Below are 26728 nucleotides of genomic sequence, written 5' to 3'. Positions count from 1 at the left end.
CGCCCGTACACCCCTGTGCGCGGGCTGCGCCGCAGGTGGGGATACTGGGAGCCGTGCCATCTTCGAAGCCACGCATCCTGCACGACTACAAGGATCTGTTCCTCTCGCTGATCCCGCTGGTGCTGATCGCCGTGGTCTTCGCCGGGCTGGCCAGCCAGTGCAGCTTCACCGCGACCGGGCCGACCGCGGGGCGGATCCCGCACTTCGACGTCGACGCGGCGCTCGGCTCGGACGCCCGCACGCTGCCCTTCCCCATCCGCAACCCGGAGCTCCCGGCGGACTGGACCCCGAACTCCGGCAGCCGCGAGACCATCACCGGCGCGGGCGGCGGGCCCATCAGCTCCGTCGGCTACATCACCGGGGAGGGCACCTACCTGCGGTTCTCGCAGAGCAGCGCCGCCGAGGAGCAGCTGGCGCGGTTCGTGCTCGGGTCGCGGTACCCGACCGGGACGGTCGACGTGGACGGCACGAAGTGGGTGGTCTACAGCGAGCCCACCGAGGAGAACGCCTGGGTCGCCGACCTCGGCGCGGTGCGGGTCCTCGTCACCGGCGCCGGGAACGAGGAAGCCTTCCGCACCCTCGCGGGCGCGATCACCGCGGCACAGCCGCTGACGCCGCCCTCCCGCTGACCCGGCTTCACTCCTCCTGGTCGAGGTCCGCGCGGGCGAGTGCGTTCTCGACGCGCTCGCGGGCACCGGCGAGGTGCTCCTCGCAGCGATTCGCCAGCGCCTCCCCGCGCTCCCAGAGCGTGAGCGATTCGTCCAGGTCGAGCCCGCCCTGCTCCAGCATCTTCACCACGGTGGCGAGCTCGTCGCGGGCCCGCTCGTAGCCGAACCCCGCGATCTCGTCGGACTCGTCCGGCACGATCAGGCCCCTCCTGTCCTCTCGGTTCCCAGCGCGGCCGCGCTGATCGCGCCGTCCGCGACCCGGATGCGCAGCTGGCTCCCGGCCGGTGCCTCGTCGACGGCGCGCACCACGTGCCGCTCCGGCCCGCTGACGCGCTGCACGACAGCGTAGCCGCGCGCCATGGTGGCGGCCGGACCCACCGCGACCAGCTTCTCCCGCAGGTGCCGCAGCGTCGTCTCCTCGCGGCCCACCCGGTGCTCCGCGCACCGCCGGGCCGCGCTCCGCAGCCGCTCCACCTCCTCGGCGCGCCGCTCGACCTCGCGCAGCGGGTCGGCGAGCACCGGCCGCGAGCGCAGCTGCGCCAGCGCCCGCTCCTCGCGGCGCACCCAGCCGCGCAGCGCCCCGGCGGCGCGCTCGCGCAGCTCGCGCACCCCGGCGAGCTCGGCGGCGGCATCCGGCACGATGCGCTTGGCGGCATCGGTCGGGGTGGCGGCGCGCAGGTCGGCGACGTAGTCGCTGAGCGGGCTGTCCGGCTCGTGCCCGATCGCGCTCACCACCGGCGTGGTGGCCGCGACGATGGCCCGGCACAGCGCCTCGTCGGAGAAGGGGAGCAGGTCCTCGACGCTGCCGCCGCCGCGCGCGAGCACGATCACCTCGACCGCGGGGTCGGCGTCCAGCTCGGCCAGCGCCCGCAGGATCTGCGGCACCGCCGCCGCGCCCTGCACCGCGGTATTGCGGATCTCGAACCGCACCGCGGGCCAGCGGTTCCTGGCGACGGTCAGCACATCGTGCTCGGCCGCGCCGCCGCGCCCGGTGATCAGCCCGACGGTGCCGGGCAGGAAGGGGATCGGCCGCTTGAGCCGCGGGTCGAAGAGCCCCTCGGCGTCGAGCAGCGCGCGCAGCCGCTCGATCCGGGCCAGCAGCTCCCCGACGCCGACCGCGCGGATCTCGAGCACCCGCAGCGAGAGGCTGCCGCGCGCCGGATAGAACTGCAACTTCCCGTAGACCACCACCCGGGTGCCCTCGCGCAGCGGCACCGGCGCCGACCGCACCAGCTCCGGATCGCAGGTCACCGTGAGCGACATATCCGCCGACGGGTCGCGCAGCACCAGGAACGCGGTCCGCGTCCCCGGCCGCAGCGAGATCTGCGTGATCTGCCCCTCGACCCAGACGCTGCCCAGCTTGTCGATCCACTGCGCGACCTTCATCGAGACGGTGCGCACCGGCCACGGCTGCTCCGCGGAGTTCGCCGGGCTCGAGGTCACTGCGCCCGCACGGTGGCGATCCGGTTGGTGAGCATGGTGAGGAAGGGCGCGCGGGCCAGGGTCTGCTCCTCGTAGGCGAGCAGCGCGGAGAGGTCGTCCACCGAGAGCATGCGCAGCCGGGCGCGCAACTGGGCCAGCGTCATGCCGGGGTAGTCGTACTTGACCGCGACCTCGGGCAGCTCCGGCCCGCTCGGCTCCGGCGCCGCCGGCTCGTCGGCCGGCTGCGGCGCGGAGCCGGTCTCCAGCGGCTGCTCCGGGGTGATATCGGTCACCGTGGCGATGGGCTCGTCCGGCGCGGGCTCGGCCGCGATCTCCGGCGCGCTGTAGCTCGGCACCGCGGCGCCGTGGCCGTTCCCGCTGCCGATGTCGTCGCCGGTGTAGCGGTCGAAACGGCTCACCCCGGGGTCGGCGATCCCGCCGGGGGCGAAATCGTCCCGGTATTCGTCGAGATCCTCGTCGAAGGTCGCCCATTCCGGTTGCTCCACCGGATTGCCGCCGAGGCGCTCGAATACCGCGTCGCCCTTCAGCGCCAAACTGGTGACGAACTGCTGCACGTGCATCGACGTCTGCAGCAGCTGGCTCACCGCGGTGATCGGGAAATGAATTGCCGCGCTCGGCAACCTGCGGCTCTCTTCGAGGGCGTACACGGCGGCGCCGGCCGCGACCCTGGCCAGGAACGGTGGTCGGAACATGGTCCCAGCCTGCCCGAAACGATGTGTGATGCAAAGGACGAGTGTCACGGGGTGTGATTCTCCCGTGCGCCACCGCCGCGGGCGGCACCCGGCTCGGGTCCGTATTCTGTGGGCATGTCCTCGGCTATTTCCCTGAACGTCGGAATCGCGCGCTCCGCCGGTTCCTCCGGTGCGGCCGATGCGAAGCGGGTGCTGCTCGCCGAACCGCGTGGGTACTGCGCCGGCGTCGACCGCGCGGTGGAGACCGTGGAGAAGGCGCTGGAGAAGCACGGTGCGCCCGTCTACGTGCGCAAGGAGATCGTGCACAACCGGCACGTCGTCGAGACGCTGCGGGAGCGCGGCGTGATCTTCGTCGACGAGACCGACGAGGTGCCCGCCGGCGCCCTGCTGGTCTTCTCCGCGCACGGTGTGTCGCCCGCGGTGCACACCGCGGCGGCCGAACGCAGCCTGCGCACCATCGACGCCACCTGCCCGCTCGTCACCAAGGTGCACCAGGAGGCCAAGCGCTTCGCCCGCGACGACTTCGACATCCTGCTGATCGGCCACGAGGGGCACGAGGAGGTGGAGGGCACCGCCGGTGAGGCGCCCGACCACGTCCAGCTCGTGGACGGCCCCGCCGGGGTCGACGGCGTCACCGTGCGCGACGAGAACAAGGTCATCTGGCTCTCGCAGACCACGCTCAGCGTGGACGAGACCATGGAGACGGTCCGGTTGCTGCGGGAGAAGTTCCCGCTGCTGCAGGATCCGCCCAGCGACGACATCTGCTACGCCACCTCGAACCGGCAGACCGCCGTGAAGGCCATGGCGCCGGAGTGCGACCTGGTGATCGTGGTCGGCTCGCGCAACTCGTCCAACTCGGTCCGGCTGGTGGAGGTCGCGCTGAACGCCGGCGCCAGGGCCGCGCACCTGGTGGATTATGCCCGCGAGGTGGACACCGCCTGGCTGGACGGGGTCCGCACGGTCGGCATCACCTCCGGCGCCTCGGTGCCGGAGATCCTGGTCGACGGGGTGCTCGAGCTGCTGGCCGAGCACGGCTTCGCCGATGTGCAGCCGGTGACCACGGCGAACGAGACGCTGGTCTTCGCGCTGCCCCGCGAGCTGCGCCCCGCTCGCCGCTGAGCTCGGAGCGCGCGCATGCCGCTCCTGGAAGCAGGCGGGCGTCGCCGCTCGGTTCCGCTGTGTGTCGGCGTAGTCGCCGCTCGGCTCCGCGCGATGTCGCTCGCGCGTGGCGGCTCCGGCTAGCGTTTGCGCCGGTCGTCGCCGCGATCGCGGTACCGCACCGTCGGCCGCGCCGGCGCGGCACCCTCGCGGCGGCGCGGCGCCTCACCCTCGCGCTCCCGCGTCGCCGCGCGCCCCCGCCCGGACCCGCGCGGCTTGCGCGGCGGCACCGCCTCCGCGGGCGGCGGCGCGGCGGGCCGCCGGGACGGGCCGGGCAGCAGCTCCGTCTTCATATCGCTGACATCGTCCTCCGGCTCGCCCCGCGTCCGCCGCGTGCGCTCCGCCGTGTCGCGCAGCGAGGATCCGCGCCCCCAGCTGGTCCCGCGCCGCCCCTCGCTCGCCTTCGAGCTCACCTCCTCGCGCCGCCGCTGCCAGATCCGCGCGCCGCCGACCGCGAGCGTGAGCACCGTGGCCAGCAGCATGGAGGGGAACCGGTTCACCAGCGGAATCGCCAGGTTGAGCAGGATGTCCTTGATCGAGGTCGAGCCGCCGTCGACGAGGAACTGGTAGGCCAGCGGCACCGAGGCGAAGAGCAGCAGCGGCGGCAGCACCATGGTGGTGAAGAGCCCCCGGTACCGCACCGCGAGCACCGCGGCGAGGCAGCCGAGCACGTACGCCCCGGAGAAGACCAGGGTCAGCTCGCTGCCGCCACCCGCGGCATCGACCAGAAACCCCGCGATCGTGCAGGCAACCGCGATCAGTACCGCCACCGGTGCCGGGACGCCCCGGACCGCGGGCAGGACCGAGCGCTGCGATGCGGGCACGCGGGGTCGCACACGTTGGGAAGCAGCCACGTAGTGCACACTAACCCGCCGTCGGCCGGTGGGACGGAACGGCGGGTCGGTTCCCCCGGACGCCCCGCTCACCGCGTGGATGTTTGAACTGTGTCGGTGCCTTGGCCTAGGTTTCGCGGCATGCGGCTGCTGCACACCTCCGACTGGCACATCGGGCGCACCTTCCACGGCGTCGATCTGCTTGCCGATCAGGCCCGTTCGCTCACCGCCATCGCCGAGCTGGTCGCCGCCGAGTCGGTCGACGTCGTGCTGCTCGCCGGCGACGTCTACGACCGCGCCATCCCCAGCGCCGACGCCATCGCCGTCTGCAACCGCGGCTTCGAGGCCATCCGCGCCGCGGGCGCCCGCATCGTGGCGACCTCGGGCAATCACGACTCCCCGGCCCGGCTCGGCGCGGGCGCCGGCTTCGCCGCCGCGGGCGGGCTGCACCTCTGCACCACCGTCGCCGCCTGCGACCGGCCGGTCCTGCTCGACGACGAGCACGGCACCGTCGCCTGCTACGGCATCCCCTACCTGGAGCCGGAGATCACCCGCGCGGAACTCGACGTCCCGCAGGCCCGTTCGCACGCCGAGGTGCTCGACGCCGCCATGGGCCGGATCCGGGCCGATCTGGCCGCCCGCGGCACCCCGCGCTCGGTGGTGCTCGCGCACGCCTTCGTGACCGGGGGCGAGGCGACCGGCTCCGAGCGCTCGATCGCGGTCGGCGGGGTGGAGACGGTGCCCGCCGCCGCCTTCGCCGGCATCGACTACGTGGCGCTCGGGCACCTGCACTCGCCGCAGACGCTCACCGCGGCGGTGCGCTACTCCGGCTCCCCGCTGCCGTACTCCTTCGGCGAGCGCTCGCACCGCAAGGCCGTCTGGCTGGTCGAGCTGGACGCCGACGGGCTGCACGAGGTGCGCGGGCACGAGCTGCCGGTGGTCCGCGGGCTGCGCGCGCTCTCCGGCACCCTGGACGGGCTGCTGGAGGATCCGGCGCTGGACGGCGCGGTCGACGACTACGTCTCCGCCACGCTCACCGACCACACCCGCCCGGTGGAGCCGCTGCGCAGGCTCAGGACCCGCTTCCCGCACGCCGTGCACGTGGAATGGGTTCGGCCGGAGGGCAATCCGGAGCTGCGCTACCGTGAGCGGGTGCACGGCAGGCGGGACATCGAGATCGCCAGGAGCTTCGTCGGCGACGTGCGGGACGAGCCGTCCGCGGGCGAGGTCCAGCTGCTGGAGCAGGCGCTCGCCGCCGCGGTGACCGAGCGCGACGCCCCCGCGGCCGCCGCCACGGAGCCGGGCGAGCTCTCCGCATGAGGCTGCACCGGCTGGAACTGACCGCCTTCGGCCCGTTCGCGGGCAAGACCGTGATCGATTTCGACGCGCTCGGCGCCGAGGGCCTCTTCCTGCTGCACGGCCAGACCGGTGCGGGCAAGACCACCGTGCTCGACGCCATCGCCTTCGCGCTCTACGGCCGGGTGCCCGGCGCCCGCGCGGAGAGCAAGCGGCTGCACTCCGACCACGCCCCCGCGCAGACCCCGCCCAGCGTGCTGCTGGAGGCCACGCTCGGCGGCCGCCGGGTGCGGATCGGCCGCACGCCGGAGTTCGAGCGGCCGAAGCGGCGCGGCGAGGGCACCACGAAGGAGCAGCCCAAGGCCACGCTGACCTGGCTGGACGGCACGGGCACGAACCTCTCCCGGATCCAGGAGATCGGCGACGAGATCCTCCGGCTGCTCGGCATGAGCGCCGACCAGTTCTTCCAAGTGGTGCTGCTACCGCAGGGCGATTTCGCCCGCTTCCTGCGCGCGGAGAACGAGGACCGGGAGAAGCTGCTGGAGAAGCTCTTCGACACCGAGCGGTTCGGCGCGGCCGAGCACTGGCTGGCCGAGCGGCGCCGGGTGGCGGCGAGCGAGCTGGAGAACAGGCACCAGAACATCGACCGGCTGGTCGCCCAGGTCGGGGTGGCGGCGGGGGAGCCGGTGACCACCGCGGTCGCGCCCTCCGAGGCCGTCGCCTGGTCGCAGGAGCTGCTCGCCGCCGCCCGCGCCGCCGTCATCGAGGCCGACGCCGGGGTGCTTGCCTGCCGCACCGGCTACGACACCGCCAGGCAGGCGCTCGACACCGAGCGCCGCACCGCCGAGCTGCGCGCCCGCGCCGCCACCGCCCGCACCCAGCTGGACGCGCACGCCGCCGACGCCGGCCGCAGGGCCGCGCTGCGCGCCGAGCTCGACGCCGCCCGCAGGGCCGCCCCGGTGACGACCGCGCTCGCCGAGGCGCGCTCCGCCGTCCGTGAGGCCCGGGCCCGGCTGGAGGCCCGCGCCACCGCCGCGCGCGGGCTCGGTGCCGCGCTCACCGAACCCGCGGCCGCCGATATCGCCGGGGTGCGGGAGCTGCCCGTCACCGACGGCGTGGTCACCCCGGCCGCGGATCTGGATGCGGCCGTCCGGGTCTGGAGCGGCCGCATCGGCGCGCTGGACGAGGTCGCCGCCGATGCCGCCACCGCGCAGCGGCTCGGCGCCGAGCTCACCGAACTGCACGACCGGGAGACCCGGCTCGCCCGCGAGCTGGACGAACTCGCCGGCCGCCGCGATGCCCTCCCCGCCCGGCTCGCCGATGCCGAGGTGCGGCTGCGCGAGTCCGAGACCGCGGCCGCCGCGCTGCCCGCGCTGACCTCCGAGATCGACCGGCTCGGCGCGGCCGCGGGCGCGGCGGTCCGGCTGGCCGAGTGCAGACGGGAACTCGATGTCGCGCGGGTGCGGTACGAGACCGTGCGCCCCGCCCACACCGATGCCCGCGAACAGGTGCTCGACCTGCGCGAGCGCCGCCTGGCAGGAATGGCGGGCGAGCTCGCCGCCGCGCTCGCCACCGGGCAGCCCTGCGCGGTCTGCGGCTCCGCCGAGCACCCGAAGCCGGCCGCAGCGGCGGCCGAGGCCGTCTCCGAGGCCGCCGAGGCCGGTGCCCGCAAGGCCGAGCAGGCCGCCGAGCGGGCGCGGGACACCGCGCTCGCGCTCGTCACCGAGCTGGAGCGGGAGGCGGAGGCGCTGGCCGCGCGCGGCGGCGACGCCGACCGGGTCGAGCTCGCCGCGAACCTGCGCGATGCCACCCTGCGCGTCGAGGACGCCCGCGAACTCGCCGACTCCCGCGACCGCACCGCCGCCGAGGTGGAGCGGCTCCGCGCCGAATCCGCCGGGATGCAGGACCAGCTGCGCGAGTACGAAACCCAGCGCGGCGCGGTGCGCTCCGCCATCGCCGCCGGTGAGCAGCGGCTGGCCGAGCTCACCGCGCGGTTGCGCAGCGCCGCGGGCGCCGACACCTCGCTGGACCGCCGCCGCGATCGGCTGCGCGCGCTGGTGCGCGCCGCCGAGGGGTTGCGGACCGCGCGGGACCAGGTGGGGAGCGCGGTCGAGCGGGTGGAGTCGGTGGCGGATCGGGTGGAGGGGCTCGCCAGGGCCGAAGGGTTTCTCGCGCCCGGCGAGGCCGGTGCCGCGGAGCCCGAGTCCCTGTTCGAGCTGCCCGACGAGTCCGGCGCCCCGGCCCTCTTCGCGATCCCGGAGCCCATCCGCCCCGGATCGCCGGTGGTCAGCAAGGCACCGGATTCCACCGCCCGAGCCGCAGCTGTCTCCGACGACCCGGCCGGGGTACCGGAGTTCGACGCCCGACCCGGGGCTGTGTCCGGTGACCCGGCTGAAGTACCGAAGTTCGACACCCAACCTGAGGCTGTCTCCGGTGGCCCGGCCGGATCCCTTCGCGCGGCGACCGCCGACGCTGCCGATCCACTCACCGCGGCGATCACCCGCCTGACCACCGTCTCCGAACTGGTCACCCCGGCCGCACGGGACCCGCGCTGGCAAACCGACACCGAAGCCGAGCTCGCGTCAGCGGACCGCCTGCGCGACCGCGCCGAAACCGTCCTCGCCGAGCCGGAGGTCGGCGCCGCCCTCGGCACCGAGCCGGCCGATCTCGACGCCCTCCGCGCCCACCTCACCGAGGCGCAGGAGCAGCGCGACCGCGCCATCGCCGAGCAGGCCGAGGCGCAGCGCCGCGTCACCCAGCTGGCGGAGCTCGGCAGCCAGCTGTGGGCCGCCGTCGACCTGGTGGCCCCGGTGCAGACCCAGTTCGAGGAGCTGGCCGGGCTGGCCGAGGTGGTCGCGGGCCGCGGCGAGAACACCCGCCGGATGTCGCTGCGCTCCTACGTGCTCGCCGCGCGGCTGGAGGAGGTCGCCGTCGCCGCCTCGGAGCGGCTGCGCCGCATGTCCGGCGGCCGCTACGAATTCGTGCACTCCGACCGGGCGGGGCCGCGCGGCCGCCGCGGCGGGCTCGGCCTCGACATCCGCGACGACTACACCGGCGCCGTCCGCCCCGCCAAGACGCTCTCCGGCGGCGAGACCTTCATGGCCTCGCTCGCCCTCGCGCTCGGCCTCGCCGACACCGTCGCCGCCGAATCCGGCGGCATCGTCCTGGACACGCTCTTCATCGACGAGGGCTTCGGCGGCCTCGACGCCGACACCCTCGACGCCGTCATGGGCGTCCTGGACGAACTCCGCGCCGGTGGGCGCGTGGTCGGCATCGTCAGCCACGTCGACGAGATGCGCCAGCGCATCCCCAGCCGCCTGCACGTCGTCCGCGGCCGCGAAGGCTCCTCCCTCCGCGCCACCGTCGCCTGAAGGCGGCTGCGGCGCAGTCGATCTCGCGCGTGTCCGACGTCAGCCGGTCTGCGAGGCCGCCCAGGTGCGCCCCTACCTCCGCCCGGCCCCGGCGAGCTCACCACTGCCCGCCCCGGCGACCGCCCGCGCCTCGTGCGCGAGCAACCACCGCTTGGCCTCCAACCCCCACCGGAACCCCCCGAGCGCCCCGCCGATCCGCAGGATCCGATGGCAGGGCACGAAGAGCGCCACCGCGTTCCGCGCGCAGGCATTCGCGGCCGCCCTGGTCGCCGCGGGCCGCCCCGCCACCGAGGCGAACTCGGTGTACGTGAGCGGCTCCCCGGCGGGCACCGTCCGCAGCACATCCCAGGCGTGCAGCAGGAACGGCCCCGACCGCTGCCGCACCGGCACCCCGTCGATCACCCCCACCTCCCCGTCGTGGAACGCGGTGATCGCCGCGGTCACCGAACCGAGCCCGTCCCGCGCGCGCAGCGATTCCGGGCGCAGCGCGGGGTGGATCAGCCCGCGCAACCCCTCCGCGTCGGCGGTCCACCCGCTGGCGAGCACCGCGCCGTCCGCGTCGACGAGCGCGGTGAACGGCCCGATCGGCGTCGCGACCACGGCGTAGTCGGCAGTCGAGATCATCACTGAACCTGCACTTTCGAGTCGAGGGAGGCGGCGACCCGATCGCCGAGCGCCACCCGCCACAGATGCATGGAGAGGTACGACCGCCACGGCGACCACCGCGCCGTATCGGCCAGGTCGATGCCGAGCAGCTCCGCGCCGCGCCGCACGATCAGGTCGGTGCCGAGCAGGATGTCCGGGTCGGCGAGCAGCCGCATGCTGACGTAGTCGGCGGTCCACGGCCCGATCCCGGGCAGCGCGAGCAGGTCGCGCCGCAGCTCGGCGGCGGTCCGCCCGGCGTGCAGGACCAGCGCTCCGCTCGCCACCGCTTCCGCCGCCGCGAGCACCGCCGCCACCCGGCGCCCCGGCCCGGTGAGCACCTCGGCGCCGCGCTCCGCGACCACCGCGGGCTCGGGGAAGAGCACCGCCCCCTCGACCCGCTCGCCGAGCGCCGCCACCAGCCGCGCGGTGTGCGTGGCCGCGGCGGCCACCGAGATCTGCTGCCCGATCATGGTGCGCAGCAGCAGCTCGGCGCCGTCCGCGCAGCCGGGCACCCGGATGCCGGGGGTGAGCCCGGGCCGCACCGCGCCGAGCGCCTCGTCGATGCCGACCGGGTCGGCGTCGAGATCGAGCAGGTGCCGCACCCGGGCCACCGTCGGCGCCAGATCGCGCATGTCGCGCAGCGCGAGTTCGGCGCGCACGTGGTCGTCGAGCAGCGTCAGCCGGACCACCGCGTGCCCGTGCGGGGTGCGCAGCGCCCTGGTGTGCACGCCGTCCGCCCAGCTCTCCAGCCCCGGCACGGTGTGCGCGGCGAGGAACCAGGCCAGCCAGGCGCGGTCCAGCGGCGGCCGGAAGGGGAGCCGCAGGGTGAGCGTGCCCGCGGCGGTGTCCGGCGCGGTGCCGCGGCGGCGCGCCTCGGTGCGCAGCACCGTCGGGCTCACCCCGAACACCTCGCGCACCGTGTCGTTGAACTGCCGGATGCTGGCGAACCCCGCCGCGAAGGCCACATCCGAGATGGGCATGGCCGTGGTCTGGATCAGCAGCCGCGCGGTGTGCGCGCGGTGCGCCCTGGCCAGCGCCAGCGGACCGGCGCCGAGCTCGGCGGTGAGCACCCGGGTCAGCTGCCGCGGCGAGTAGCCGAGCCCGGCCGCCAGCTCCGGGACCCCGCCGCGCTCGAGCACGCCGTCCCCGATCAGCCGCATGGCCCGCGCCGCCAGATCCGCCCTGGTGTTCCAGTGCGGCGAGCCGGGCGCGGCGTCCGGCAGGCAGCGCCTGCAGGCCCGGTACCCCGCCTGCTGCGCGGCCGCCGCCGTCGGCAGGAAGGAGACATTGGCCCGCTTCGGGGTGATCGCCGGGCACGACGGCCTGCAGTAGATGCCGGTGGTCCGCACCGCGGTGAAGAACTGCCCGTCGAAGCGGGCGTCCCGGGTGGAGACCGCCCGGTAGCAGCGTTCGAAGTCGAGAGCCGTGTCGTTCACGCCCTCGAGTCTGGCAGTGCGCCGTGGGTCCGGCTAGCGGAAATCGGACGTCACTAGCAGCAGCGCGCGCCCGGATTCCGCTCGGCTTCCGCGTGCCGCTCCCGCCAGTACTCCCGCTCCGACGGCACCGGCCGCCCCGGGTGCGCCCGCCGCAGGTGCGTGACGTAGCGCTGGTAATCCTGGCCGCCGAGCACCCCGTCGAACCACCACAGCACCCCGCGCACGCCGCCCGCCACCCGGCGCAGGACGGCCGGGAGCGCGGTCCGGCCGTCCCGCCGCCCGGTCAGCTCGCCGGCTCCGGCGTCCGCTCCGGCTTCGCCGCCAGCTCGTCCCACTGCCGCTGCACCTCCTTCTCCTCCGCCGACGGGAAGAACCCGCTCGGCGCGAAGAGCTTCGACGGCTCCTCCGGCGATTCCGTGGTCTCCGCGCCGCCGGAGCGCAGCGCCCGCACGCAGACGAGCGCGCCGACCGCAGCCACGATGAGCACCAGCACCGCGAAGACGATGGAGAGCGTGCCCTGGATGAAAGTGTTGCGCACGACGGCGTTGACGGCCTCCGGCGTCTTGGCGGTCAGGCACAGCGTGCCCGCCTCCTGCGCCTGCTGGCAGATGCTGTGCTGCTTCCAGTAGCCGAGCTTGGGGTCGGCGGAGAAGATCTTCTGCCAGGACGCCGTCATGGTCACCGCCAGGTCCCAGACCAGCGGTAGCGCCGGGATCCAGGCCCACTTCACCATCCCCTTCTTGATCAGGATGGTCACCACCACGGTCAGCGCGATCGCCGCGAGCAGCTGGTTCGCGATGCCGAAGAGCGGGAAGAGCGCGTTGATGCCGCCCAGCGGGTCGGTGACGCCCATGAGCAGGATCGAGCCCCAGGCCAGCACCACCGCCGCCGAGCAGAACCAGGCCCCGACCCGCCAGGACGGATCCTTGAACTTGCGCGCCGGCCCGCCGAAGTTGCCCAGCGAATCGGAGAGCATGAACCGCGCCACCCTGGTCCCCGCGTCGATCGTGGTGAGGATGAAGAGCGCCTCGAACATGATCGCGAAGTGGTACCAGAACGACTTCATGCTCGCGCCGCCGAGGAACTGGTGGAACACCTCGGAGATGCCGATCGCCAGCGTCGGCGCGCCGCCGGTGCGCGAGATGATGCTCTCCTCGCCGACGTCCGCCGCCGCCTGGCTGAGCGCCTCCGGCGTGGTCGGCGGCCCGGAGAGGCCGAGCGAGTTGGTGTAGGCGGCGGCCGTCTCCGGGGTGCCGCCGGTGAGCCCGACCGGCGCGTTCATCGCGAAGTACAGGTGCTGGTCGATGATGCAGGCGGTGATGAGCGCCATCACCGCGACGAACGACTCCATGAGCATGCCGCCGTACCCGATCATCCGGGCGTGCGACTCCTTCTCCAGCAGCTTCGGGGTGGTGCCGGAGGAGATGAGCGCGTGGAAGCCGGAGAGCGCGCCGCAGGCGATGGTGATGAACAGGAACGGGAAGAGGCTGCCCGCGAAGGCCGGGCCGTTGCCGCTGATCGCGAACTGCGACACCGCGGGCGCCTTCAGCACCGGCAGCGTCACCAGGATGCCGATCGCGAGCAGCCCGATGGTGCCGATCTTCATGAAGGTGGAGAGGTAGTCGCGCGGGGCGAGCAGCAGCCACACCGGCAGCACCGAGGCGACGAAGCCGTAGCCGATGAGCAGCCAGGCGATGGTCACCGGGGAGAGCGTGAACCAGTCGGCGCCCCATGCGGTCTCCGCCACCCAGCCGCCGGAGACGATGGCGAGCAGCAGCAGCACGAAGCCGATGATCGAGACCTCGCCGACCTTCCCCGGCCGCAGGTAGCGCAGGTACAGCCCCATGAACAGCGCGATCGGGATGGTCATGCCGATGGAGAAGATGCCCCACGGGCTCTCCGCCAGCGCGTTCACCACCACCAGCGCGAGCACCGCGAGCAGGATCATCATGATCACCAGCACGCCGACGATGGCCGCGACCCCGCCGACCAGCCCCAGCTCGTCGCGGGCCATCTGCCCCAGCGACCGCCCGCGGCGCTTGAGCGAGATCCACAGCACCAGGTAGTCCTGCACCGCGCCGGCCAGCACCACGCCGACCACGATCCAGATGGTGCCGGGCAGGTACCCCATCTGCGCGGCGAGCACCGGGCCGACCAGCGGCCCGGCGCCCGCGATGGCGGCGAAGTGGTGCCCGTACAGCACCCGCCGGTCCATCGGCACGAAATCCTTGCCGTTCTCCAGGATCTCGGCCGGGGTGGCGAGGTCGTCGCGCGGCTTCGTGATCTTGCGCTGGATGAAGGTCGAGTAGAACCGGTACGCGATGACGTAGGTGCAGACCGCCGCGATCACGATCCACACCGCGTTCACCGATTCGCCGCGAACCAGCGCCAGAATCGCCCAGGCGACCGCGCCGAGCACCGCGATGACGCCGAATATCCCCTTCTTGACCGGCGTGATCGGACGTTTGTCCACCACGCCGACCGGTGGCAGATCCGGATCCGTCCGCAGATATTCGATCGTCGCCATCTGCTCACTCTCCCGTCGACGCCCAGCCCCGTTGCCGAAACAGCAGCCAACGTATCCGATGGGAGCGCACCGGCCCCTGCTTGTTCCATATTGTTCCCCCGCGGGTCATTCCCCGCGGTAGGTTCCGAAACTCCAGAGATTCCCCTCGGGGTCGCGGACGCTGAATCCGCGGGAGCCGTAGTCCTCGTCGCGCAGCCCGCGCACGAGCTCCGCGCCCGCCGCGGTGGCGCGCTCGAACAGCGCGTCCGGCTCGTCGGTGACCAGGTAGATATTGTCGTTGCCGGTGGCGCGCGAGCAGAACGGGTCGTCCGACTTGTTCGCGGTGCCGTACATGATGCCGCCGCCCGCGGGCCAGCGGAGTTCGCCGTGCTCCACGATCGCGGGATTGTTCTCCCTGGTGTACTCGGCCACCTTGCGGAACCCGAAGGCGCGCACCAGGAAATCGACGGTCTGCACCGCGTCGCGGAAGGAGAGGCAGGGCCAGAGGCCAACGGTGTCTTCGCTCATGGCTCCACCTTCACGCCAGGGGTGCGGTCCCGTCTTGGACGGATGGAATCTCGGTGTCGAGCAGGGTGGTGGGCGCGCACCCCGCCAGCTCCGCGAAGTCCCGGTTCAGGTGCGCCTGGTCGTAGTACCCGCAGGCCAGCGCGACCTGCGCCAGCGAGATGTGGGAGGGAACCCGCTCGACCATCCGCCGCGCCCGCTCGAACCGGGCGATCCGCCCCGCCAGCTTCGGCCCGAGCCCGAACTCGGCGGTGAACTTCCTGGTCAGGTGCTGCCTGCTCCACCCGATATCGTCGGCCAGGGCTTGAATGGAAGCCGGCCCGCGCACCACCGAGCCCCAGGCCACGGCCAGCTCCGGCGTGACCCGCCGCTCGTGATCCGCCAGCTCGCCGAGGACCCGATCGATCGCCGCGAACCGCCCCGCCCAATCCGGCACGCCCTGCAGCTCCACCCACAACCGCGCACCCAGCGGCCCCGCCACATCGGCCAGCTCCAGCGAGAGACTCCACAGCTCCCCGGCGGGCACCCCGAAGAGCGTGCGGCACCCCGGCGGCGTCAGCGCGATCGCCACGCCCTCCTGCGCACCGCCGTGCCGGATCGTGGCCGGCCCCGCCTGCAACCCGCCGAGCACGCAGCCGTACGCGTCCGGCCGCTGCCCCGGATCGGCCTGCGCCACCACCTCGATGCGCGGCCCGATGGCCACGATGAAGGTCAGGTGCCTGGACGGCAGCCCGCGGTGCAGCCCGGGCGGGTACCCGGTCTGCCGATAGCCGAGGTAGTGGTCGACGACGCCGGCCAGCGCGGGCGCGGGCCGGGCCGTCACCACCTCGGAGGTGGGCTGCATGGCTCACAGGCTACGCCGCGTAGACTCTGTTCCTCGTGAGTCTCACCCTCGGAATCGTCGGGCTGCCCAACGTCGGAAAATCGACGCTGTTCAACGCCCTGACCAAGAACGACGTGCTCGCCGCGAACTACCCCTTCGCGACGATCGAGCCCAACGTCGGCGTGGTCCCGCTGCCCGACCCGCGGTTGGAGAAGCTCGCCGAGATCTTCGCCTCCGAGCGCATCGTCCCCGCCACCGTGTCCTTCGTCGACATCGCCGGCATCGTCAAGGGCGCCTCCGAAGGCGCCGGCCTCGGCAACAAGTTCCTCGCCAACATCCGCGAAGCCGACGCCATCTGCCAGGTCGTCCGGGTCTTCGCCGACGACGACGTCATCCACGTCGACGGCCGCGTCGACCCCTCCGCCGACATCGAGGTCATCGAGACCGAACTCATCCTCGCCGACCTGCAGACGCTGGAGAAGGCGGTAGTGCGGCTGGAGAAGGAGGCGCGGGTCAAGAAGGACCGCAAACCCGCCGCCGACGCCGCCAAGCAGGCGCAGGAGATCCTCGACTCCGGCCGCACCCTCTTCGCCGCCGCCGCCGAGGTGGACACCGAGTTGCTGCGCGAACTGAGCCTGCTCACCGTGAAGCCGTTCCTGTACGTCTTCAACGCCGACGAGTCGGTGCTCACCGACGAAGCCCGCGTCGCCGAACTCCGCGCCTCCGTCGCCCCCGCCGACGCCGTGTTCCTCGACGCCAAGGTCGAAGCCGAGCTCCTCGAGCTCGACGACGAGTCCGCCCTCGAGCTGCTCGAGTCCATCGGCCAGGCCGAGCCCGGGCTGCACGGGCTCGCCCGCGCCGGGTTCCACACCCTCGGTTTGCAGACGTACCTCACCGCCGGGCCCAAGGAGGCTCGGGCCTGGACTATCCACCAGGGGGATACCGCGCCGAAGGCGGCCGGGGTTATCCACACCGATTTCGAGCGCGGGTTCATCAAGGCGGAGATCGTCGCCTACGACGATTTGGTTGCGGCTGGGTCCATGGCTGCGGCGAAGTCGGCGGGGAAGGTTCGGATGGAGGGGAAGGACTACGTTATGACCGATGGTGACGTGGTCGAGTTCCGTAGTGGACTAGCCTCAGCTAAGAAGTGAGCGGTCCGAGGCTCGGACCGACGGCAGCGACAGCAGCTGCTGGGGGCATCTTGCAGAAGAGGTAGCTGTGGATGAATGACTTCATCGACGAGTTCATAGACCGTTACACACGCGAATATGACTTCTATGAACAGGTTTCCCGAAAAGCGGCCAACCTACTGCGAGCTGAGCTGAAAAAAGAAGGCGTCCGTTGCATAGTTTCGAACCGTGCAAAATCGGCCGATCGGCTTGAACAAAAATGTCGACAGCGCAACAATAAAAAAGAATCTGGCTACCAGAATGTCCAAGAAATTTTCGACGATATAGTCGACCTGGCTGGAGTGCGGGTTGCCCTCTATTTCCCTGGGCAGCGAGAACTGGTCGAAGGTGCTATTCGGCGCTTATTTCGGGTGCATGCAACAAGATTCTTTCCCGAGCAAAAGCGAAACGAAAACCCCGCCCTGGATTCGCCACGTTTTTCAGGATATTCTGCGTCGCATTTTAGGGCCGGATTGCAGCGGTCGACGCTTTCGGATAACGACAAGCGCTACGCACATGCGAAGCTCGAAATACAGGTTGCTTCCGTATTCATGCATGGTTGGGCGGAGGTTGAACACGACCTTGTTTACAAGCCTCAGGCGGATAATCTCTCCGATGAAGAATTGGCCGCGCTTGACCTATTGAATGGCCTGGCGATTTCGGCTGAGATTGCTTTAGAGAGTCTCCAGAAAGCTGGAGAGCGACGAGTGGCGAGGGATGAGAGAAAGTTCTCCGACCACTTCGAACTGGCATCCCATCTCCTCGGCCTGCTCGATGTGGAGGATCGGCCAATCGCCCAAGCGGGACTGGGTCAGATTGACGTTCTTTTCGACTTTATTACCCGGTTGAATCTCGATACCCCTGTGGCCTTGCGTGGATATGTCAGCGCTATACATATGGATTTCGAGAAGCGTCCACTGTCCGAGCAGGTGGCCGATGCAATTCTCAAGGAAGACAAAACCAGATATAAGCTGTACGATACAGTAAGGGGTGGGCGTCAGAGTCCGGCAGAGGTCCCATCGTCGCGCAATTGGTTGGGAGCTTTCCTGGAAGCGTGGATTGAATTCGAAGACTTGACGCGCGATGCGCTCGATCGATCTCCTCGTGCGGGCAAGGCTAGAACTTCAATTCTCACCGGCGATCTTCTGTGTGCATATGGGATTATCGAGAAGAAAGACGTCAAGATAGTTAATGTCTTGCGCGCTTTCCGCAATAATATTGTCCATGGTCGCCAGTCGTACTCGCATCAGGAACTGGACCTTGCGGTCGGAGAATTGCAGGACCTGACCGAGAAGGTTCGAAAGCGATTGGGTGAAACTGGTCGTAAAAGTTAATGACCGATTGCTTGCAACTGGTACATTCTCCATATCGAGTTCGGCTTCCTTATATTGAACCGAGAAGCTGCGGTAACGGGGTGGGCTGGTGGCGTCGTATGCGGAGGTGGCGGTCTAGAAATCGGCGGCCAAGAGGGGTGGCCCGAGGAAAGCTCGGGCGGGGTGCTGCAGGTGGGTGGTGCGACGGCGCTGGGCGCCGTCGTCCGCGAGCCGAGGGCTCGCGCCTGCTTTCGCCGGGTGTGGTGTGCGGCGCCTCTCCGCTCGGCCAAGACGGGCCTATCACCCGGATAACGGGCATCCGGGGCGCTGCGCGTGGGCTGCGCCAATGGCCTGCGGCCACTCTGGACACCCACCACCCGGGTGATCGAAGATGCCCAGGCCGATCGGAGAGTCACCATCCACCACGCACTACAGCCACGGCTCCACTCCAGAAGACCTGTGCAGCCCGAGGGCTGCCTCGGGGGCGCCTGCCCGGACCCCGGCTGCTCGCCGCAGAGGCAGGCACTCTCAGAGAGTCGGGGGCGCTCAACTTCCGGTCGCGGGTCTGCCGCAGCTATTTCGGAGTTATGGGGCTCGTTACTGGCGAGCGTCGGGCATCTTGCCGGCCGGGCCGGGGTGCGGCATCCCGGCGCCGTCGAGGTAAGTGGTAATTGCGGGCGCCGCTCGGCGCGGCGCCTTCCTGATCCTCGCTTAGGCCGTGTTGCGAAGTGATGCGCGCGAGTCGCACCGATGACTCGGAACCCGTTGACCGGCGGGAGATCCCGGTGAGGTGACGTGGCGAGGTCTCCGGTAGTGGTGTTCAGCGACCAAGCAAAACATGCACCCACCGGAGACCTCGTGGCCAGCGTAACGGCCGCGGGACGAGCGGATCTCTCCGATGCCCAATGGGCACGACTGGAGCCGCTGCTGCCCCGCGCGAAGAAGGCGGGTCGCCCGCCGCAATGGAACAGACGCCAGCTCATCGACGGGATCCGCTGGCGAACCCGGGTCGGTTCACCCTGGCGCGATGTCCCTACCTGCTACGGGTCGTGGCAGGCGGTCTACGGGTTGTTCCGGCGCTGGCAGCACAACGGCTCATGGGTGCTGATCTGGAAGATGCTGCAGGTCTACGCCGACGCGACCGGTTCGATCCGCTGGCAGGTCAGCGTGGACTCCACGATCGTGCGCGCCCACCAGCACGCCGCCGGCGCCCGCCCCGGCACGACCGGTGAGCCCGCTGATCACGGGCTGGGCCGATCGCGGGGCGGGTGGACCACGAAACTCCATTTGGCCTGCGAGCAAGGACTCAAACCCTTGGCGATCCTGCTCACCGCGGGCCAGGCCGGTGACAGCCCGCACCTGCCGCTCGTTCTCGACGCGATCGCGGTCCCACGTCGCGGGCCAGGCCGGGTGCGGCGGCGGCCGGAGCGGGTGCTGGCCGACAAGGCCTACTCCTCGCGCGCGAACCGGGCCTGGCTACGCCGCCGCGGCATCGCGGCCACGATCCCGAGCCCGGCCGACCAGCTTCGTCATCGCCGCAACCGCGGCCGGGCCGGTGGCCGGCCCCCGGCCTGCGACCCGGTCGTCTATCGCGACCGCAACGCTGTCGAACGCGGGATCAACCAGCTCAAACAACATCGAGCCGTCGCCACCCGCTACGACAAACTCGCCGTCCGCTACCTCGCCAGCGTCCATATCGCTGCCATCAACCACTGGCTGCGGGACCAGTGACAGCGACTTCGCAACACGGCCTAGCCGCGGCGGTGTGAGACCCCGCGGCGGCGCCGTCGGTTGGTTGCGGCGGTGTCGAGCGGGTAGGTGGGGTCGAATTGGTCAAGGGGATTGATCGGCTCTGCGGCGCGGTCGGCGCGGGCTTGGCGGGCATCGAGGAGTTGCCGGGCCGGTTTGCCCCATCGCTCGTAGGCACCTTGGCGGGTGAGATCGAAGATCTGTCCGATCTGATCCCAGGTGGCGCCGGCCTCTCGGGCGGTGGCAATCGCGCCGTCGAGGTTGAAGCCGAGGGTCTGCATGAGCCGGATCTCGATGAGGGTCAGCTGGATGTGGGCGCCGACCTGGGAATTCGCGATGGCTTCGTTGTCATCCATCACGTCCGCAAGCAGCAGCGAGGCGGCGTCGCGGACCGAGGTGACCAGCTGCGCCGACAGCTCCTGCGCGGTCGTTGCGATCTCGTCTTGGCTGGGCTCGTCGACCTGGACCAGCGCGTTCTCCGCCTTCGCTACCATTTGTCCAGAATAAGTTGACACGGAACGATACTGCAATCAGTAATTACTGCACCGGCCTAATTTATGGTGACGCTGAACACATAATGACTGTGACACAAGCCATACATTTCTGGTGATATTGGACACGTCCAGGAAGTTTCCTAGGCGAGCTAAGTTCGGGCGTTATGCGCCTTCACCTGTGGCGATCCCGGAACGAGACCAAATAGCTTGTTCCGCAGCGAAGTATGAGTTTCGGCGGGGTGCCTAGGCGCTCGTTACAGTCATGGCCGGGCGACGCGAATCGCGTCGAGCGTGCCCACCCCGGGCAAGGGGGTGGGACACGACAACTCGGCACCGCGCTGCTCAAAACCCGTTGGAAATCCGGTAATCGACCAAGGAGGCACCGGTGGCGAGGATATCGCGCCAGTTCAGCTCGTTCAATTCCAAACGCATCACCTTCACGATGCACGTCGCGTTGGTGGTGCTCGGGGCGGCGGCCGCCATGATGGTGGCGTACTCGCCTCAGCCGATGTGGGGTGCAGCGGTGCTGGCCTTGGTGCTGGGGGTTGAGGTGCCCGTGGCGCTCGCGAACTTCTTCGGAGTCCGCGCCGCGGCGTAGCGGATTCGGGCAGAGCACGAAGTGAAGAACAAGGGAGCCGGGCTCGATCGAGCCCGGCTCCTCTCGTCGACTGCTACCAGGTCCGTGGCACTCGACCGGAGCGCGCTCAGGAGGACGACGTACTGGTCGGCGCCCGGCTCAATTGGCTCACCTCGCCGAGGCCAGCAGCGGCACCCAGCCGCGCGCCGGCACCGCACGGGCGAGTATCCGAGAGCCCAACGCCGAGCTACCGAGGCATAAGGCGAACGGAGCTCGGGTCGAAGGTCTTTCGGCCGTGGGCGCTGGGTTGAGGTGGACCTCGCATAGCAGGTCGACCACCGCGCGCCGAGCAGCCAAGTCGGCGTGACCGAAGGCGTCGACAGGTGAGTTGGCCAGCGGTGCTTATCCAGCGGCATCACCGGCCTGCTCGCCTCTCAGGTCCATGCCTCAGCCGCCGCGACCGGATCGTCGAGGTCGTGGGCGAGTTCGCCGAGGCGAGTCAGGTCGCTGACCGAGACCTCGAGGTGCGGCTCGTGGTCGGTTCGTGCAACGTCATTCGTTGGCCGACGCATTTCAGCCCACTGCCTTCGCAATCAACACCCCCAACCGCTCCTCATCCCCCTCCGACAACTCCGTGATGGCGAACGACGTCGCCCACATCGACCCCTCGTCCAACTTGGCGATCCCGTCGAACCCGAACGTCGCGTACCGCGCCTTGAACTTCGCGGCCGCCTGGAAGAAGCACACCACTTTGCCGTCCAGTGCGTAGGCGGGCATGCCGTACCAGAGTTTGGGGACCAGTCCGGGGGCGTGCTGCTCGACGAGGGCGTGGATGCGCTCGGCGATGGCGCGGTCGGCGTCGGGCATCTCGGCGATCTTGGCGAGGACCTCCGGCTCGGTGTCCTTGCCGCGCTTGCGGGACTTGAGCTCGGTGGCGCGCTGCTTCATGGCGTCGCGTTCCTCGGTGGTGAAGCCGTCGTAGCTCTTGGTCTTGTCGGTCATGAGGGGCTCCTGCCTGGGGTGATCCGGTATCGACCACGCTAGGGCGGCGGCGGGGCGGGGGCTTCTCGAAAACTGATCACTTGTGGCTAGCCCCGGAACTGGGGGCGTAATGCCGGGCGGGGGTTTCCGATTTCGCTGGTGTCGGGATTCCGGAAGGGGAGGCAATGAGGAAGATCTTCGGGGCGGCGGTCGTGGCGATCGGGGTGGTCGCGGCGGTGGCGGGGTGTCAGGGCGATACGGCGTCACCGGCGCCGCCGGGCGCGAGCGGGACGCAGGCGTCGAGCGGGTCGCAACAGCCGGGCGCGACGCAACAGCCCGGCGGAACCCAGCAACCCGGCGGGACGCAGCAACCCGGCGGAACCCAGCAGCCGGGCGGAACCCAGCAACCCGGCGGAAACAGCCCGGGCGTGCCCGCGACGGCAGGCGGCGGGAAGTGCCTCGACCCGGCATCACCGGTGGTGACAGCGGCCGTCGCAACCCTGGGCCGAGCCGGAAACGAGGCACCGTTCCTCCCGGACGGCGCGAGCGCCAACGCGCTCCCCGACTGCCCGCAACTCCTGTGGGCCCGCTACACGGCGGGCGGCTCCGCCAGCTCCCCGTCGCACATCCTGTTCTTCGACCACACCGGCTACCTGGGCACCGCGACCCAGCGCGAGACCTCCTACGCCTCGGTCACCGGCTCGACCGACACCGCCGTGCAGGTGCAGTACCGCTGGCTCGTCGGCGACGAACCGTTCTGCTGCCCGCAGGGCGGCCCGGTCACCGTCACCTTCACGCTCGACGGCGGGGCGGTGACGCCGGACCGCTCGATCCCGAGCGAGGTCACCGACCCGTTCCAGCCGGCCACCGGCTGTCCGGTGGACACCGCGACCCTCGTCACCGCATTGAGCGGCACCGAGGTCGAAACCCGCCTGGCCAAGCCGGTCGAGCTGGAGGACGCGAAGTGCGCGAACGGCTGGGCCTCGGCGCGCAGCGGCTCGCACGGCGGCACCACGCAGCCGGCGCGGGTGCTGTTCCAGTACACCGCGCGGGCGTGGCGCCCGGTCGATGTGGGCAGCGCGCTGCGCTGCGCGGAGTTCGGCGCGCCGGAGCAGCTCTGCGGGTAGCGGCTCAGCGGCGCAGCACCGCCAGCAGTTCGTGCACGCTCACGAACGCCGGGTGCTGCGCCGTGTCGCCGCCGCCCTCGGCCCACAGCTCCACCCATTCGGAGTCGGCGCCGAGCACCCGCTCCAAGGCACGGGCGGCGAGTTCCGGTGTACCGTCGCCGATCTCGAGCGAGCCGCCGCCGCTGAGGAAGCCGGGGCCGTAGGCGGAGGTGACGGGGGTGCCGCCGGGCAGCGTCGAGGCGACGACCGCGGCGGCGGCGACGGCGGCGCTCGCCTCGTCGCTGTCCAGGTAGCCGGTGGTGTCGGCGGCCTCGGTGAGCGCGCCGCGCAGTACGGCCTGCCGGTCGCCGGGCTCGGCGTGGTGCAGCCGCGCGCACCAGTCGGCGGCGTGATCGTTGTCGAACGGTCCGAAATCCCAGGCGCCCATGGGGTCCTCTCTCGTGGTGTCGCGGATCACCGTAGGGCACCGCACCGACAGGGTGTGCCCGGTGATCGCGGGGGCGTAGCGGTGTGGTAGCCGATGAAACAAACGGGGCGGTCGTTCAGTGGCGGCCCGGACGTGCGTCGCCCGCGGGTCCGGGCAAGGGTCCTTGGTCCCTATCTCGAGTCGATATAAGAAGTATTCCGGAAATGAATACCAAGAGGTTTCTAATACCGATAAGTCTGAATACCGGCGAGTATATTCTCCGGTGCCGCGGTTGCCCGGGATTATCTGCCGTTCGGCGTGCGATCACCGGCGCCGGTGTGTAGCGTCTGGAATTCGTAACCTACGCAAGGAACAGGCCGGGGGATCGGTGATCGGGATCGATGGCTGCCTGCAACGCATCATGGACATTCCTGGTGCGCGCAGCGTGACACTGGTGGACGGGGCCAGTGGCTTGGCGATCGCAGCTGCAGGGCAGCACGACCTCGTCGACGAGCACGAGGACGCCGCGGCGACCACGGACGTGGTGCGCGCGGTGCTCGGTTGCCCGGCGCTCGCGACCGACGGCGACGACGTCAGCGAGATCATCGTCTACGGCACCAGCGGATATCACTTGCTGAATCTCGTGAACGGCGATTTCGACGGAAGACTTTTCGTTCACGTCCTCTTCGACGAGGAAAACGGGAACTTGGCAATGGCGCGATTCCGGCTCAAGAATATCCTCGGCGAAATGGCCGGCGAACCGGCATGAGTACTGATCTCGAGCTCGAACTGCGGCGGCTGGAAAAGGCGGGGAGCACCGGCGTGCTGCGCGCGAGCGACGGCGAGTTCCACCTGGCCGAGGGCGCGATCGTCTCCGCGGAATGCCGCTGGACCACCGGGCTGGACCGGCTCGTGGTGGAGGCGGGGGTGGCCACCGAGGAGGACTGGCGGCGCGCCGGCGCGGGCGATCCGGCCCCGGTGCTGGGCCGACCCCGGCTGGAAACCCTGGCGTTGCTGTCGGTCTTCGACGCCGCCTACTTCCTGCTCGCCACCGCCGAGCGCAGCGAATTCCGCCCGGCGCCCGCGCACTGGCTGGCCCCGGTCTGCCACGTGCCGCCGCAGGCGCTGGTGCGCGAGTGCGCGCGCCGCGGCGATCCGCGCTCGGGGCCGTGGCCTGCCGCCCTGGTCGACCGGGCCGCCGTGGTGCCGGTGCGCCGGGTCCGGCGCAGGCGCGTGGTGCTCACCGGCGGCCAGACCGAGGTGCTCGCCATCGCGGACGGCCACCGCACCATCGCCTCGATCGCGCGGGCGCTCGGCCGCACCGCCTACGGCGTGCTGGAGGCGGTGCGCGAGCTGACCGCCGCCGAGCTGGTCGAGCACCCGGTCCCGCTCCCCGAACCGTTCGGCGCCGAGACCACGACGCTCCCGGTGACGCCGCTGCCCGGGCCGTTCGCCGCCGACCTGGTCGAGCGCCCGCTGCCCGCGCCGCCGACGCTGTCGACGCCGCTGCCGCGCCGCGTCGCCCAGCCGGTCGAGCCACTGGCCCCGTACGACCGGCTGGAGCCGGTCGACGCCGAGGTGCTGATCCGGCTGAAGGCGGCGCTGGAGGAGCTGAAGTGGTGACGGCGGGAAAGAAGCTGCTCGGCGACCTGATGGGAAGGAAGAGCAAGGTGTCGATGTCCGGACCCGAACCCGACGCCGTGGTACTGGCGGAGCTCAGGGCGCTGCGCGAGCGGGTGCCCCGGCTCACCGGCGCGCTGGTCGCCTCCAGCGACGGTCTGCTGGTCGCGCACGACCTGCCCCCGCACATCGAACCCTCCCGGATGGCGGCGCTCGCCGCCTCCCACCTCTCGCTCTCGCACCGGCTCGCGACCACCGCGCACGGCGGCGGGTTCCACGAGGTCGTGGTGAACGGCACCGGCGGCCACGTGGTCATCTACGCGGCCGGCTGGACCTCGCTGACCGTGCTCGCGGGCCCCGAGGTGAACGTCGGGCGGCTGCACCTGGAGAGCCGCCCCGTCGCCCGCGCCATCGCCGACCACCTCACGGCGATCACGAACGATCCCGGAAAAGACCGGGCAACGAAAACCCAGTGAAAGGAAACCTGTGTCCACCACCATGGATCTCGCCCTGAAGGACATGATGGTCATCGACGGCGCTGTCGGCGCCGCGGTGGTCGATTACAACAGCGGCATGGCGCTCGGCATGCTCGGCAGCTCGAAGGCGCTCGACCTGCAGGTCGCCGCCGCGGGCAATACCGAGGTGGTGCGGGCCAAGATGCGCACCATGGAACAGCTCGGGCTGAACGAGGACATCGAGGACATCCTCATCACGCTGCAGGGCCAGTACCACATCATCCGCCCGATGACCGGGCGCAAGTCCAAGGGGCTCTTCCTCTACCTCGCGCTCGACCGCAACCGGGCCAACCTGGCGCTGGCCAGGCACCGGCTGCGCGGCATCGAAGAGGACCTCGAGGTCTAGCACCTCGCCCGCCCGCGGAGCCCGGCACCGGGGCCGGGCATCGCGGGAATGAATCGGCACCCCGCGGCGCTGCAGTCGGTAGAATTTGAACTTTGAAATACCGACTCCCCGAGGTGCCCCGTGACCACGTCCCGCCTGCTCGATCCGTCGGCGTCGCGCACCGCGGCGGCCGACGCGCTCGTCCCCGCCGCGCACCCCTTCGCCGGACACCTGCGGCACGCCGCCGCGGGCACCGAGCCGCACCGCGGCTGGACGCCGGGCGACGGCCCGCTGCCCGCGCTCTACCTCAGCCACGGTGCGCCGCCGCTGCTGGAGGACACGCCGTGGATGCGGCAGCTGCACGACTGGGCCCGCGCGCTGCCGCGGCCGCGCGCGATCCTCATCGTGAGCGCGCACTGGGAGTCGGACGCCGTCGGCATCACCAGCACGGCGCCGACCGAGCTGGTCTACGACTTCGGCGGCTTCCACCCGCTCTACTACCGGATGCGCTACGACACACCGGAATCCGGCGTGCTCGCGGAGCGGCTGCGGGCGGTGCTGCCGGACCGCACGCACGTCTTCGAGCACCGCGGCCGCGGGCTCGACCACGGCGCCTGGATTCCGCTGAAGGTCATGTACCCGGAGGCCGATATCCCGGTGCTGCAGCTCAGCCTGCCCACCGACGATCCGGCCGGGCTGCTCGCGCTCGGCGAGCGGCTGCGCGCGCTGCGTGCGGAGGGTGTGCTGGTCATCGGCTCCGGCTACATGACGCACGGCCTGCCGTACGTGGACTGGGCGCACCCGGAGCGGGTGCCTGCCTGGTCGCGGGAGTTCGACGAGTGGGCGGCGACCGCGCTGGCCGCCGGTGACCTGGCCGAGCTCGGCGATTACCGGCGCCGTGCGCCCGCGCTGGCCTACGCGCACCCGACGGTGGAACACTTCACACCGCTGTTCGTCACCCTCGGCGCCGCGACCGAACCGGCCGCCGCGGTCACCACCGTGATCGACGGATTCGCCATGGGCCTGGCCAAGAGGTCGGTCCAGACCGCCTGAGAG

27 protein-coding genes are annotated in these 26728 nt (G+C 71.1%); 14 read left to right on the top strand and 13 right to left on the bottom strand.

Annotated elements, in window-relative coordinates:
* The first annotated feature begins 53 nt into the window (after nucleotides 1-53).
* The gene (locus AB0H71_RS23800) at nucleotides 54-629 is read left to right on the top strand and encodes a DUF4245 domain-containing protein (RefSeq protein ID WP_357024815.1); all 576 of its coding nucleotides are present in this window, start codon (nucleotides 54-56) and stop codon (nucleotides 627-629) included.
* Between the two features lie 7 nt (nucleotides 630-636).
* On the opposite strand, the gene AB0H71_RS23795 is transcribed toward AB0H71_RS23800, so the two are convergent.
* The 3 genes from AB0H71_RS23795 to AB0H71_RS23785 are packed head-to-tail and all read right to left on the bottom strand — an operon-like array spanning nucleotide 637 to nucleotide 2803.
* On the bottom strand, nucleotides 637-864 hold the full coding sequence (locus tag AB0H71_RS23795) for an exodeoxyribonuclease VII small subunit (RefSeq protein WP_357024812.1): 228 nt from the start codon (nucleotides 862-864) through the stop codon (nucleotides 637-639).
* A 2-nt stretch (nucleotides 865-866) separates the two neighbouring features.
* Nucleotides 867-2111: an exodeoxyribonuclease VII large subunit gene (gene xseA / locus AB0H71_RS23790; protein ID WP_357024810.1), complete on the bottom strand. Its 1245-nt coding sequence runs from the start codon at nucleotides 2109-2111 to the stop codon at nucleotides 867-869.
* A complete protein-coding gene (locus AB0H71_RS23785; protein WP_357024807.1) occupies nucleotides 2108-2803 on the bottom strand; it encodes a lipid droplet-associated protein in 696 nt (231 codons plus the stop codon). Before AB0H71_RS23785 ends, xseA begins: the two co-directional genes overlap by 4 nt.
* A 114-nt stretch (nucleotides 2804-2917) precedes the next feature.
* Here AB0H71_RS23785 and AB0H71_RS23780 point away from each other — a divergent pair, with 114 nt between their 5' ends.
* Nucleotides 2918-3922: a 4-hydroxy-3-methylbut-2-enyl diphosphate reductase gene (locus tag AB0H71_RS23780; protein ID WP_357024804.1), complete on the top strand. Its 1005-nt coding sequence runs from the start codon at nucleotides 2918-2920 to the stop codon at nucleotides 3920-3922.
* 119 nt (nucleotides 3923-4041) lie between these two features.
* Here AB0H71_RS23780 and AB0H71_RS23775 read toward each other — a convergent pair whose 3' ends face one another.
* Nucleotides 4042-4785, bottom strand: coding sequence for a DUF6542 domain-containing protein (locus tag AB0H71_RS23775; protein ID WP_357024801.1), 744 nt, complete (start codon nucleotides 4783-4785; stop codon nucleotides 4042-4044).
* Nucleotides 4786-4935: 150 nt separating this feature from the next.
* Between AB0H71_RS23775 and AB0H71_RS23770 the strand changes: the two genes are divergently transcribed.
* Together AB0H71_RS23770 and AB0H71_RS23765 are read left to right on the top strand one after the other, a co-directional pair.
* The gene (locus tag AB0H71_RS23770) at nucleotides 4936-6114 is read left to right on the top strand and encodes an exonuclease SbcCD subunit D (protein ID WP_357024798.1); all 1179 of its coding nucleotides are present in this window, start codon (nucleotides 4936-4938) and stop codon (nucleotides 6112-6114) included.
* Nucleotides 6111-9461: an AAA family ATPase gene (locus tag AB0H71_RS23765; RefSeq protein ID WP_357024796.1), complete on the top strand. Its 3351-nt coding sequence runs from the start codon at nucleotides 6111-6113 to the stop codon at nucleotides 9459-9461. The genes AB0H71_RS23770 and AB0H71_RS23765 overlap by 4 nt, the downstream gene beginning before the upstream one ends.
* A gap of 72 nt (nucleotides 9462-9533) precedes the next feature.
* On the opposite strand, the gene AB0H71_RS23760 is transcribed toward AB0H71_RS23765, so the two are convergent.
* The 6 genes from AB0H71_RS23760 to AB0H71_RS23735 all read right to left on the bottom strand — a co-directional run bounded on the left by AB0H71_RS23760 (nucleotide 9534) and on the right by AB0H71_RS23735 (nucleotide 15417).
* Nucleotides 9534-10085: a methylated-DNA--[protein]-cysteine S-methyltransferase gene (locus tag AB0H71_RS23760; RefSeq protein ID WP_357024794.1), complete on the bottom strand. Its 552-nt coding sequence runs from the start codon at nucleotides 10083-10085 to the stop codon at nucleotides 9534-9536.
* Complete coding sequence (locus AB0H71_RS23755; protein ID WP_357024791.1) at nucleotides 10085-11542, bottom strand: Ada metal-binding domain-containing protein; 1458 nt, start codon at nucleotides 11540-11542, stop codon at nucleotides 10085-10087. The genes AB0H71_RS23760 and AB0H71_RS23755 overlap by 1 nt, the downstream gene beginning before the upstream one ends.
* A gap of 53 nt (nucleotides 11543-11595) precedes the next feature.
* Nucleotides 11596-11766 carry a YbdD/YjiX family protein gene (locus AB0H71_RS23750; protein WP_357025553.1) on the bottom strand — a complete coding sequence of 57 codons (171 nt, stop codon included), beginning with the start codon at nucleotides 11764-11766 and terminating at the stop codon, nucleotides 11596-11598.
* A gap of 59 nt (nucleotides 11767-11825) precedes the next feature.
* On the bottom strand, nucleotides 11826-14069 hold the full coding sequence (locus AB0H71_RS23745) for a carbon starvation CstA family protein (protein WP_357024789.1): 2244 nt from the start codon (nucleotides 14067-14069) through the stop codon (nucleotides 11826-11828).
* 105 nt (nucleotides 14070-14174) lie between these two features.
* On the bottom strand, nucleotides 14175-14576 hold the full coding sequence (locus AB0H71_RS23740; protein ID WP_357024786.1) for a VOC family protein: 402 nt from the start codon (nucleotides 14574-14576) through the stop codon (nucleotides 14175-14177).
* A gap of 10 nt (nucleotides 14577-14586) precedes the next feature.
* Nucleotides 14587-15417: a helix-turn-helix domain-containing protein gene (locus tag AB0H71_RS23735; RefSeq protein WP_357024784.1), complete on the bottom strand. Its 831-nt coding sequence runs from the start codon at nucleotides 15415-15417 to the stop codon at nucleotides 14587-14589.
* 35 nt (nucleotides 15418-15452) lie between these two features.
* Between AB0H71_RS23735 and ychF the strand changes: the two genes are divergently transcribed.
* The 3 genes from ychF to AB0H71_RS23720 all read left to right on the top strand — a co-directional run bounded on the left by ychF (nucleotide 15453) and on the right by AB0H71_RS23720 (nucleotide 19609).
* Nucleotides 15453-16547 carry a redox-regulated ATPase YchF gene (gene ychF / locus AB0H71_RS23730; RefSeq protein WP_357024782.1) on the top strand — a complete coding sequence of 365 codons (1095 nt, stop codon included), beginning with the start codon at nucleotides 15453-15455 and terminating at the stop codon, nucleotides 16545-16547.
* A gap of 71 nt (nucleotides 16548-16618) precedes the next feature.
* On the top strand, nucleotides 16619-17899 hold the full coding sequence (locus AB0H71_RS23725) for a RelA/SpoT domain-containing protein (protein WP_357024779.1): 1281 nt from the start codon (nucleotides 16619-16621) through the stop codon (nucleotides 17897-17899).
* An 837-nt stretch (nucleotides 17900-18736) separates the two neighbouring features.
* Nucleotides 18737-19609 (top strand): IS5 family transposase, encoded by an 873-nt coding sequence (locus AB0H71_RS23720; protein WP_357025550.1) that lies wholly within the window; start codon nucleotides 18737-18739, stop codon nucleotides 19607-19609.
* Nucleotides 19610-19629: 20 nt separating this feature from the next.
* Here AB0H71_RS23720 and AB0H71_RS23715 read toward each other — a convergent pair whose 3' ends face one another.
* Nucleotides 19630-20121: a hypothetical protein gene (locus AB0H71_RS23715; protein WP_357024777.1), complete on the bottom strand. Its 492-nt coding sequence runs from the start codon at nucleotides 20119-20121 to the stop codon at nucleotides 19630-19632.
* Nucleotides 20122-20506: 385 nt separating this feature from the next.
* Between AB0H71_RS23715 and AB0H71_RS23710 the strand changes: the two genes are divergently transcribed.
* Complete coding sequence (locus tag AB0H71_RS23710; RefSeq protein WP_357024775.1) at nucleotides 20507-20719, top strand: hypothetical protein; 213 nt, start codon at nucleotides 20507-20509, stop codon at nucleotides 20717-20719.
* Nucleotides 20720-21271: 552 nt separating this feature from the next.
* On the opposite strand, the gene AB0H71_RS23705 is transcribed toward AB0H71_RS23710, so the two are convergent.
* Nucleotides 21272-21700: a DUF1801 domain-containing protein gene (locus AB0H71_RS23705; RefSeq protein WP_357024772.1), complete on the bottom strand. Its 429-nt coding sequence runs from the start codon at nucleotides 21698-21700 to the stop codon at nucleotides 21272-21274.
* A gap of 164 nt (nucleotides 21701-21864) precedes the next feature.
* Between AB0H71_RS23705 and AB0H71_RS23700 the strand changes: the two genes are divergently transcribed.
* The gene (locus AB0H71_RS23700) at nucleotides 21865-22806 is read left to right on the top strand and encodes an LppP/LprE family lipoprotein (RefSeq protein ID WP_357024769.1); all 942 of its coding nucleotides are present in this window, start codon (nucleotides 21865-21867) and stop codon (nucleotides 22804-22806) included.
* A 4-nt stretch (nucleotides 22807-22810) separates the two neighbouring features.
* Here the strand turns inward: AB0H71_RS23700 and AB0H71_RS23695 are convergent, their stop codons facing one another.
* Nucleotides 22811-23263 (bottom strand): DUF4259 domain-containing protein, encoded by a 453-nt coding sequence (locus tag AB0H71_RS23695; RefSeq protein ID WP_357024766.1) that lies wholly within the window; start codon nucleotides 23261-23263, stop codon nucleotides 22811-22813.
* A gap of 337 nt (nucleotides 23264-23600) precedes the next feature.
* Between AB0H71_RS23695 and AB0H71_RS23690 the strand changes: the two genes are divergently transcribed.
* The 5 genes from AB0H71_RS23690 to AB0H71_RS23670 all read left to right on the top strand — a co-directional run bounded on the left by AB0H71_RS23690 (nucleotide 23601) and on the right by AB0H71_RS23670 (nucleotide 26725).
* Nucleotides 23601-23981 carry a hypothetical protein gene (locus AB0H71_RS23690; protein WP_357024763.1) on the top strand — a complete coding sequence of 127 codons (381 nt, stop codon included), beginning with the start codon at nucleotides 23601-23603 and terminating at the stop codon, nucleotides 23979-23981.
* Nucleotides 23978-24835, top strand: coding sequence for a hypothetical protein (locus AB0H71_RS23685; protein ID WP_357024761.1), 858 nt, complete (start codon nucleotides 23978-23980; stop codon nucleotides 24833-24835). Before AB0H71_RS23690 ends, AB0H71_RS23685 begins: the two co-directional genes overlap by 4 nt.
* The gene (locus AB0H71_RS23680) at nucleotides 24832-25308 is read left to right on the top strand and encodes a roadblock/LC7 domain-containing protein (protein WP_357024758.1); all 477 of its coding nucleotides are present in this window, start codon (nucleotides 24832-24834) and stop codon (nucleotides 25306-25308) included. The genes AB0H71_RS23685 and AB0H71_RS23680 overlap by 4 nt, the downstream gene beginning before the upstream one ends.
* A gap of 22 nt (nucleotides 25309-25330) precedes the next feature.
* Nucleotides 25331-25693, top strand: coding sequence for a hypothetical protein (locus tag AB0H71_RS23675; protein WP_357025549.1), 363 nt, complete (start codon nucleotides 25331-25333; stop codon nucleotides 25691-25693).
* Between the two features lie 327 nt (nucleotides 25694-26020).
* On the top strand, nucleotides 26021-26725 hold the full coding sequence (locus AB0H71_RS23670) for a class III extradiol ring-cleavage dioxygenase (protein ID WP_357025547.1): 705 nt from the start codon (nucleotides 26021-26023) through the stop codon (nucleotides 26723-26725).
* Nucleotides 26726-26728 lie beyond the last annotated feature (3 nt).

Source organism: Nocardia sp. NPDC050697, assembly GCF_040654395.1.
GTDB lineage: Bacteria > Actinomycetota > Actinomycetes > Mycobacteriales > Mycobacteriaceae > Nocardia.
This window is presented reverse-complemented; position numbering and strand designations above follow the sequence as displayed.

Excerpts from the sequence above, each read along its gene's own strand:
- AB0H71_RS23740 (WP_357024786.1), bottom strand. The coding sequence starts at position 14,576 with ATGAGCGAAGACACCGTTGGCCTCTGGCCCTGCCTCTCCTTCCGCGAC.
- AB0H71_RS23765 (WP_357024796.1), top strand. The coding sequence starts at position 6,111 with ATGAGGCTGCACCGGCTGGAACTGACCGCCTTCGGCCCGTTCGCGGGC.
- AB0H71_RS23745 (WP_357024789.1), bottom strand. The coding sequence starts at position 14,069 with ATGGCGACGATCGAATATCTGCGGACGGATCCGGATCTGCCACCGGTC.
- AB0H71_RS23675 (WP_357025549.1), top strand. The coding sequence starts at position 25,331 with ATGGATCTCGCCCTGAAGGACATGATGGTCATCGACGGCGCTGTCGGC.
- AB0H71_RS23760 (WP_357024794.1), bottom strand. The coding sequence starts at position 10,085 with ATGATCTCGACTGCCGACTACGCCGTGGTCGCGACGCCGATCGGGCCG.
- AB0H71_RS23715 (WP_357024777.1), bottom strand. The coding sequence starts at position 20,121 with ATGGTAGCGAAGGCGGAGAACGCGCTGGTCCAGGTCGACGAGCCCAGC.
- AB0H71_RS23735 (WP_357024784.1), bottom strand. The coding sequence starts at position 15,417 with ATGCAGCCCACCTCCGAGGTGGTGACGGCCCGGCCCGCGCCCGCGCTG.
- AB0H71_RS23780 (WP_357024804.1), top strand. The coding sequence starts at position 2,918 with ATGTCCTCGGCTATTTCCCTGAACGTCGGAATCGCGCGCTCCGCCGGT.
- AB0H71_RS23685 (WP_357024761.1), top strand. The coding sequence starts at position 23,978 with ATGAGTACTGATCTCGAGCTCGAACTGCGGCGGCTGGAAAAGGCGGGG.
- AB0H71_RS23670 (WP_357025547.1), top strand. The coding sequence starts at position 26,021 with ATGCGGCAGCTGCACGACTGGGCCCGCGCGCTGCCGCGGCCGCGCGCG.
- AB0H71_RS23725 (WP_357024779.1), top strand. The coding sequence starts at position 16,619 with ATGAATGACTTCATCGACGAGTTCATAGACCGTTACACACGCGAATAT.
- AB0H71_RS23785 (WP_357024807.1), bottom strand. The coding sequence starts at position 2,803 with ATGTTCCGACCACCGTTCCTGGCCAGGGTCGCGGCCGGCGCCGCCGTG.
- AB0H71_RS23700 (WP_357024769.1), top strand. The coding sequence starts at position 21,865 with ATGAGGAAGATCTTCGGGGCGGCGGTCGTGGCGATCGGGGTGGTCGCG.
- AB0H71_RS23770 (WP_357024798.1), top strand. The coding sequence starts at position 4,936 with ATGCGGCTGCTGCACACCTCCGACTGGCACATCGGGCGCACCTTCCAC.
- AB0H71_RS23705 (WP_357024772.1), bottom strand. The coding sequence starts at position 21,700 with ATGACCGACAAGACCAAGAGCTACGACGGCTTCACCACCGAGGAACGC.